This window comes from Runella defluvii (assembly GCF_014195535.1).
Lineage (GTDB): Bacteria > Bacteroidota > Bacteroidia > Cytophagales > Spirosomataceae > Runella > Runella defluvii.
This window is the reverse complement of the sequence record NZ_JACIBY010000006.1, coordinates 496,789-504,424: the sequence shown is the minus strand read 5'-3', so window position 1 is coordinate 504,424 and position 7,636 is coordinate 496,789. Positions and strand designations below refer to the sequence as shown.

5 protein-coding genes are annotated in these 7,636 nt (G+C 44.8%); 4 read left to right on the top strand and 1 reads right to left on the bottom strand.

All coding sequences use genetic code 11. The features are described from left to right. Positions 1 to 138: 138 nt before the first annotated feature. The 4 genes from FHS57_RS17010 (at position 139) to FHS57_RS16995 (ending at position 4,820) form a co-directional block, all read left to right on the top strand. Complete coding sequence (locus tag FHS57_RS17010) at positions 139 to 1,131, top strand: DUF6438 domain-containing protein (RefSeq protein WP_183975720.1); 993 nt, start codon at positions 139 to 141, stop codon at positions 1,129 to 1,131. 73 nt (positions 1,132 to 1,204) lie between these two features. After that, positions 1,205 to 1,639 (top strand): DUF5990 family protein, encoded by a 435-nt coding sequence (locus FHS57_RS17005; protein WP_183975718.1) that lies wholly within the window; start codon positions 1,205 to 1,207, stop codon positions 1,637 to 1,639. A 133-nt stretch (positions 1,640 to 1,772) separates the two neighbouring features. Then, positions 1,773 to 2,111, top strand: a complete 339-nt coding sequence (locus tag FHS57_RS17000; RefSeq protein ID WP_183975716.1) for a PadR family transcriptional regulator — start codon at positions 1,773 to 1,775, stop codon at positions 2,109 to 2,111. Between the two features lie 18 nt (positions 2,112 to 2,129). Further along, positions 2,130 to 4,820, top strand: a complete 2,691-nt coding sequence (locus tag FHS57_RS16995) for an ABC transporter permease (RefSeq protein WP_183975714.1) — start codon at positions 2,130 to 2,132, stop codon at positions 4,818 to 4,820. A gap of 157 nt (positions 4,821 to 4,977) precedes the next feature. On the opposite strand, the gene FHS57_RS16990 is transcribed toward FHS57_RS16995, so the two are convergent. Next, complete coding sequence (locus tag FHS57_RS16990; protein ID WP_310587001.1) at positions 4,978 to 7,524, bottom strand: glycosyl hydrolase; 2,547 nt, start codon at positions 7,522 to 7,524, stop codon at positions 4,978 to 4,980. Positions 7,525 to 7,636 lie beyond the last annotated feature (112 nt).

The following is a 7,636-nucleotide window of genomic DNA, read 5'->3' as shown; positions in this document are numbered from 1 at the left end:
AAAATGGAATCGATATGAAAAATAGTCCCATTAACCGAGTTCCCATTCTCTAAAATAAGGGACGGTTTTCTGTCCAGTTTTTATCGGTCAGCACATTATTCATTTGAAGATTACTGGCTGAATAAAAGGGCATATCGTATGGATTCAACAGTCAAGCTTTATAATGGGAATCGGAAGCGTTTTAAAATCTCTGAAAGTCAAGAATTTCAGGTGTTTGAATCAGATAGCATCCAGTGGCAAACTAAGGGCAAAATTGATTTGATAAAAGATACATTGATTGTGAAAGAAAAACATCAGGAGACGAAATATGTGCAACTTACGAGAATTACGAAAAATGATTTTGATGAAATTGTTATCAATTCCTCAGGGTGCTACGGCACATGTCCTGTAATGTCAGTCATTATTCAGCATGACCGCAAGGTGTTCTACTACGCAGAAGACCATACCGTTAGAAAAGGTCTTTATCAGGGAGAACTGCCTGAAGAGTTATTTAAAGTAATTTGGTTTCGTTTTACAGCAGGGTATAAAAAGGGATTGAAAGACATCTACATGGCATCTCATACCGACGATGAATCAATAGAAGTTAGCTTTGTTAAAGACGGTAAAATAATAAAATCAGTCTATGATTATGGACGTGAGAGTCCTCAGGAGTTTATGAGTGCTTATGTTTATCTGATGAATCGTATGGATAATCTGGTCGATTTACGAAAATCTAACCAAGTTGAGCCTACTGGAATGTCGTTTGAGTATTCTTTGAATGAAGGGAAAAATCAATACAAACTGCTGCATTCGGAAAGCTTTTGGCTTTGGTCAAGGCTTTTGAAAGCGAAAATTTTAAAACCTAATCAGGTAAATGTGGCTTTGACTTGTATGATTGAAAAGCAAAAAAGTTGGAGTACGATTAATAGGAACGGGCATTTAGAGGACGTGCTTTTAGAATACTACGACCTGATTTTGTTGGATGGAAAGGTGTACAGGGTCAAAAATAGAGCAAAAACCGATGGTCGCTTTTTTTTAATGGAAACAGTGGAAGGTAAGCGACTTTTCCTAGATATTGGCACCAATTTTTTGACGTCTATTATTGTTAATCGCCCACTGAAATATCCATATATTCCTTTTCATTTGGAATAACGATAGCTGCAAAAATGGCTGTTTTTGAGCTAAGCCATGTCACTCTGTTAAATAAACCAAACACCCCAATGCCATGGAACGAGAAATTAAACTTCGGATTATTTTAGAAAAACCAAAGCCTGCTACCGATTTCGGGATTCAGGAAGGGAGTGGGCACAACTACGTCACGCTCCAAAAGCAAAAATCTACGGGCGATGACCTGACTTTTGAAGCAACGGTGCGCGTGAAGCCTTCGGCGGATGGTTCACCCGTTTTTTTAGGGGCGATGACCCAAGGCCCTCCCAAAGAACGTTTTGTCTATATCGACATTGGCCGAGCAGCGGGACAACTCGATACCCTGTGGAGCCGTCGGCTAAAAATTCCTTTGAAAAGCATTACGTGGGAACTTATCCAGCAACTGGAAACTACGCCACAGTCGGCGTTGGAAGTGCGCGTGCCAGGCGTTGGTAAAGATGGTGGGCCAAATTGTGGCGGGGCTAAAAACGTCTTTTTTACGTGTCCACAATAGTACAGTCATTGTCCGTTTTTGGACATCTTCATTCTTCTTTATAGGCTCTAAAAGGCCAAATTAGGCTGTTTTCTGCACTGGCACAGGATTTGATTTGCATTATTATAACTAATCATCCTGAGCCCCTATTTCAATGAAAAGAACTTTTCTCGGTGAGTTTGAAGAAATCGTTTTGCTGGTCGTTGCGGGCTGTGCCGAAGATGCCTACGGCGTCGTTATTTGGGAGCAGTTGCAGCAACAAACGGGGCGAAGCATTACCATCAGTGCAGTACACGCTACGCTGTATCGGCTGGAAGAAAAAGGGTTTTTGAGTTCCCAAATGGGAGGAGCCACGGCCGAACGAGGAGGCCGCCGCAAACGATTTTTTACCGTAACGGCCTTAGGAAGCCGAGCCTTACAGGAAATTCAAGTACTGCGCGACCAGCTTTGGAAGGCCATTCCGCAGGGAAAATTACAGTTGATTGGTCAATAAATCAGTTTACAGTTTTTTATGGCTACCCAAAAAGAAAAATTTGAACCTCAAAACCGCCTCAATGATTCTTTTGAGCCGCCACGTTGGCCCGCTCGTTTGTTGGACTGGTTTGTAGCCCCGCACCTACGCGAAGATTTGCAAGGTGACTTGTACGAAATTTTTCAGAAGCGAGCCGAGCAGGTAGGCATTGCCCGCGCCAAGTGGGAATATACGTGGGCAGTGCTGCATTACCTGACGCCTTATTTTTTTAAACGAAAGCCTAATAAATACCCTAAACGTTTTTTACTCAGCCCTGATATGTTACGAAATTATGTTAAAATCGCTCTGCGGAATTTGGCTGCCAACAAGGCATTTGCTGCTATCAATATTGTAGGTTTAGCAGTTGGACTGGCCTGTTTTATGCTCATTGCCGTTTTTGTGTATGACGAACTCCACTACGATACCCACGCGGCCAACGCACGGAACATCTACCGTGTTCAGCTTTTGGTGACGGGCAACGGTGACGTGGCCGTTTATCCACACGCTGATGCGGCCGTAGGTGAAGGAATGAAAGCCGCCTTTCCCGAAATTAAGGCTTCTTCTCGTCTTCTGTCGGTGAGTGATTTCGTGAAATTTGAAGACAAGCAGTTCAAAGAAGAGCATTTAGCGTTTGCCGACGCCAATTTACTTTCTCTGTTTTCGGTTCCGTTCTTGGAAGGAAGCGTAAAAGAGGCTTTGACGGCTCCTAACACCATTGTGGTTACTAGCGACCTCGCCAAAAAATACTTTGGGAAGCAAAATCCGTTGGGGAAATCGTTGGCCATTGGTACCCAAAAAACACCTTATAAAGTAACAGGAGTCATCGATAAATTGCCCGATAATTCCCATTTTCACTTCGATGCCTTTTTGAGCCTTTCAACATTTAAGATTCCTCACCCGACCTGGAGCAATGTGGGTTATTATACTTATTTGGAACTGAAGGATAATGCCGATGCTCGAAAACTCGAAGCGAAGTTTCCGCAGCTAGTAGCCAAATACGTGGTGCCCGAAGTGCAGCAAGATATGGGAATTAGCTTGGCCGAAGCACAAAAATCGGTCGATACGTTTCGTTTTAAGCTACAACCGCTGACCGATATTCACTTGCATTCGCACACAAAATACGAGCTAGAATCCAACGGCGACGTCCAGTATGTGTATATCTTTTCGATTTTGGCTTTCTTCATTTTGCTACTGGCCTGTGCCAATTTTACCAATCTTTCTACCGCATACGCCGCTCGCCGCTCGCGTGAAGTAGGGATTCGAAAAGTAATGGGTTCCATCAAAAAACACATTGTTTTTCAGTTTTTAATTGAGTCGGTGTTGCTTACGTTTTTTGCCATGCTGCTGGCTTACGCGGTCATTTGGGGGTTGCTTCCTTTCTTTAACCAAGTGACTGACAAGCACACTACTTTTGCCTTTTTTCTCAGTGCGCGAATGCTTTTTGTCCTGTGTTCGGTGAGCCTTTTTGCAGGAATACTGGCAGGTATCTATCCCGCGTTCTTCTTGTCGTCGTTTACCATTTTAACGAACCTGAAAGGAACGTTGTTGAGTCCCAAAATGCAAAAGAAATCGTTGCATAACGGGCTGATTGTCTTTCAGTTTTTTATTTCTACGGTGTTGATTATCTCCACGATTGTTGTCAATCGTCAGTTGAATTATATGCAAAATAAAAAATTGGGGTACGATAAAGACCAACTTCTCTTTTTGCCTGACACAAGGGCGTTAGCGCAAAATCAAGTAGCTTTTCAGCAGCAGCTGTTACAGCATAAAAATGTGATTTCAGCCAGTGTCTCAAGGAATGTTCCCACGAATAAGACCATCGTAGGTACCCAAGTTTTTCCTAAAAACGACACGGGTAATGGCACCGAAATTCACACCGATATTTTTAACGTTGATTATGACTATATCCGTACCCTGAGCCTGACGATGTTGCAGGGGAGAAACTTTTCAAAAGAGTTTGCGACGGATTCGTCGGGGGTTATTATCAACGAAGCGGCCGTGAAAGAATTGGGGTGGAATGGGACAAATCCTGTCGGGAAGACGATTGTTGGTTCGGGGCAAGTGGAGTGGAAGGTAATAGGCGTTGTCAAAGATTTTAATTACACGTCGGTAAAACAAAAAATAGCTCCCTTAATGCTGACGTTGGGCAACAACGGCGGCGGACTTGTGCTAAAAATCAAAACCAATGAGGTGCCAAGCTTTCTGGCAGATTTACGAAAACAATGGCAAGCCTTTACCCCCGATATACCGTTACAATACCATTTTGTGGACGAAAAATACGCCTCGTTGTACGTGACAGAGCAACGTACTCAGCAATTATTTACGGTGTTTTCGCTGTTGGCAGTCATTATTGCGGGGCTTGGCCTATTTGCGCTTTCTGCTTTTGTGATTGAGCAGCGCACCAAAGAAATTGGCGTTCGGAAAGTCATGGGTGCTTCGGTGGTTGGAATTGTTGCCCTTCTTTCCAAGGATTTTCTCAAACTCATTCTGGTGGCTATTGTCATGGCGTCGCCTATTGGCTGGTATGCCATGACGCATTGGCTCGAAAATTTTGCGTACCGAATTGAAATACAGTGGTGGGTTTTTGCGCTTTCGGGTTTTCTTGCAGTAGCTATTGCATTACTTACGGTTAGTTTTCAGGCCATCAAAGCTGCGTTGATGAATCCCGTAAAATCGCTACGGGCTGAATAGAGATTGAGGGGAGAGCTAAAACAAAAAATCGCCGTCGGTAGGACCAACGGCGATTTTCTCTCTCTAACAGCCATAAAAACGAATACGATTATCTATCTAATCATCTTCTTGATTACCTGTACGTTGGTTAGAGAGGTAGCGTTGCAAAAAAAGTAAATTATTTTTTCTCCCAATACTCGATTTTTACCTCACTCAACAATCCCGACGGCATTGCTTGCCACTTTGAGGCGTTGAAAGGCTTGTACTGAATGTCCACCATGTTGATTTCCTGAAACTTTTTCCAGTCGGGCTGCTGCGTGTCGCGGAGGCGCATGTAGTTGGCCGAGAGGTTGGTTACTTCAATTTCAAGGGTATTTTGTTTCGCTTTCAAACTCCCAGCGGGCAATTCGAGACGGAAAGGCAAGCTCCACGCCGTACCGATTTTTTGACCATTGAGCGTCACCTCGGCCACTTCGCGGACATCTCCTAAATCTAATACAACTTTACTGACTTTTTCGATGCCCGCAGGGGCGTCGAAAGTCAACGAATACCGCGCTGTCCCCGAAAAATAACTAGCTGAATCGGATAATGTTGTCCAAGAACCTAAACTAGAAACTGTTTTTGGGGTGGGCAAGTAGGGCTTTCCTTCAATAAATTCGAGTTTTCCATTGCCTTTTAGGGTGAAAGTTTGAGATGGCGATGACGGAACGTTGGAAAGGTTCAAAACCTTTCCAACGTTTGAGTCCAGCTTCAAAAAACACGATTCACCCGAAAGGAGAGAGAGGTGAACCTGTGTTTTTCCTTGTTCCGTTCTGACGGGTAATTCCATCGTTTTATCGGTCAACGGCTGGTACATATACACTCTTTTAGCAGAAGTAGCGAGCGTAATCCACCCTTCGCTGAAAAGCTGATTTTGGTTGGCGATAAAGTAAACAACTTTTCCATTTTGTACTTTACGGATGTACCGCAAGCCGTTTTTAGCCCACGTTTCTTGGCGAATTTTCTGAGTGGCTAGGATACCTTCCAAGTCTCCAAGACTTGGAAAGTGTGATGGTTGACTTGCCCACGTTTGGAGGAGTTTTTGGAAAGACGCTGCCCGCTCTGTTTGTCGGGCAAAACCCGTCGGGAGGCTGGGTAAATGTTCCATAAAAATCACCTTAACGCCTGCTTTTGACAATTCTGCGAGGCGCGAAAGGGTCGCTTCAGGTAAGTAGGTGGTGGCAGGAACCAAAATCGTTTTGTACTTTTTGGTGGCCAACGATGCAAAACGTTGCAACTGCTCGTCGGAAATGAAATCAAATGAAAAGCCGTTGTCCCAGAGCCAGTTAGAGAGTTTTCCAAATGGAAGTTTTAACAACCACTTGTCCACGTGGTGAACTTCCAATAAATGGATTCCTCCGCTGGCACGGGCTTTGGTCGCCCATAAGTCGTGTGCTGGAAAATAAACCAATAGGTCGTTGTCGGCTTGGCTGTTTTGCAAAATCGTTTGACAACGTTCTACGTATTTGTTCAACAATGGATAGTGTTTCCAAAAGTGGGAATGAACGCCGTAGTTGGTGGAAGCATAAAACAACCAGCCTGGAAATGCCTCGCTTTGGGGCGTGTACGTAGTGCCGTGGTAAAACAAATGGTTGATGCCTGATACAAATAGTTCGTCCAACTGCGGCTTGATTTGCGAAAGTGAAACTTTAAAGTGATTGGCCAACCAAGTGGTACTTTCGGAACTTACCCATTTTTTGGAAGCAAGGTGAGCGGCCGAACTCGCAAACTTCATAGCAAGTGCATTGGGCGTGCCAAAACGGTCCACCTCGTATTGGTCATCGATGCGTAAGCCTTTGATGGGCAAGCGGCTTGTGCCAAAAGACTCGGTTTCGGGAATGTCGGAGGCTTCGTATAAATCGAGCAAGTTGCCTGGCGAACCGTGGGCTTGGTAGCGCGTGATGAAGCCTTGCTTGTGCGACCAATCGGTCCATTTTTTGGCATAATTTTCCAATAACAATTCCGAAAGCGTCTGGTGATAGTCGATTTTGACCAAGGCCGTGGTGGTGTCGGTGAAGGCCGCCCATTGACTTTTGAGGTCGTATCCGCGTCGTTGTTGAAATTCATTCAGAAAATCATCCGTCCAGTTGGCGCCATAAACCTCGTAAGAGTCGTTGTACATAGCGCGAGGACGGTCTTTGAAATTGGCAAACGCCGAGTCAAAACGTTGCACATAATGCGGGATGGCTTTGGCCGAAAACGGGTCAAGTACCAGTCCTTCACCGCCAGGCGCCGCGCGTTTGACGGCCTGCTTGGTGAGTGCGCTTTGAATTTCGCCATTGACAACCTGCCATTTTTTGGCCGCAAACTCGGGTGATACGTTCGGGCCGCCAAAAGGCCAGCCCGTTCCCGTGGTCATGTCCACGCCTAATCCGAGGCGTTTTCCTTCCCGAACCGTATGGGCAAGAACCTCCATCCAGCGCGGACTTAAATAAGGAATTGCTTGTTTTTCAAGTCCTTTGACGCCATAAATAGGAATGATGTGAACTCCTCCCAGACCTGCTTTGGCGAAATTTTCGAGCTGCCACGTAATGTCGCTTTCGGTGACGGTACTTCCCATCCACCACCAGTAAGTCCAAGGTTTGGCGGTGTTGAAACTCGCAGAAGAGGAGGCCTTATTGGTCTGTGCGTATGTTTTGATAGACAACGCCAAAAGTAATGCTGCTATCCACGTGTTGAATCTCACTTGTATCGTTGTTTAGGATGATCAATGACTAGGTTTGAAGATTGTTACGCAATTAAAAAGACGAAAATGAGATTACTTACCTTCACTCTCCTGCAAATCGTAGGTTTCTCAA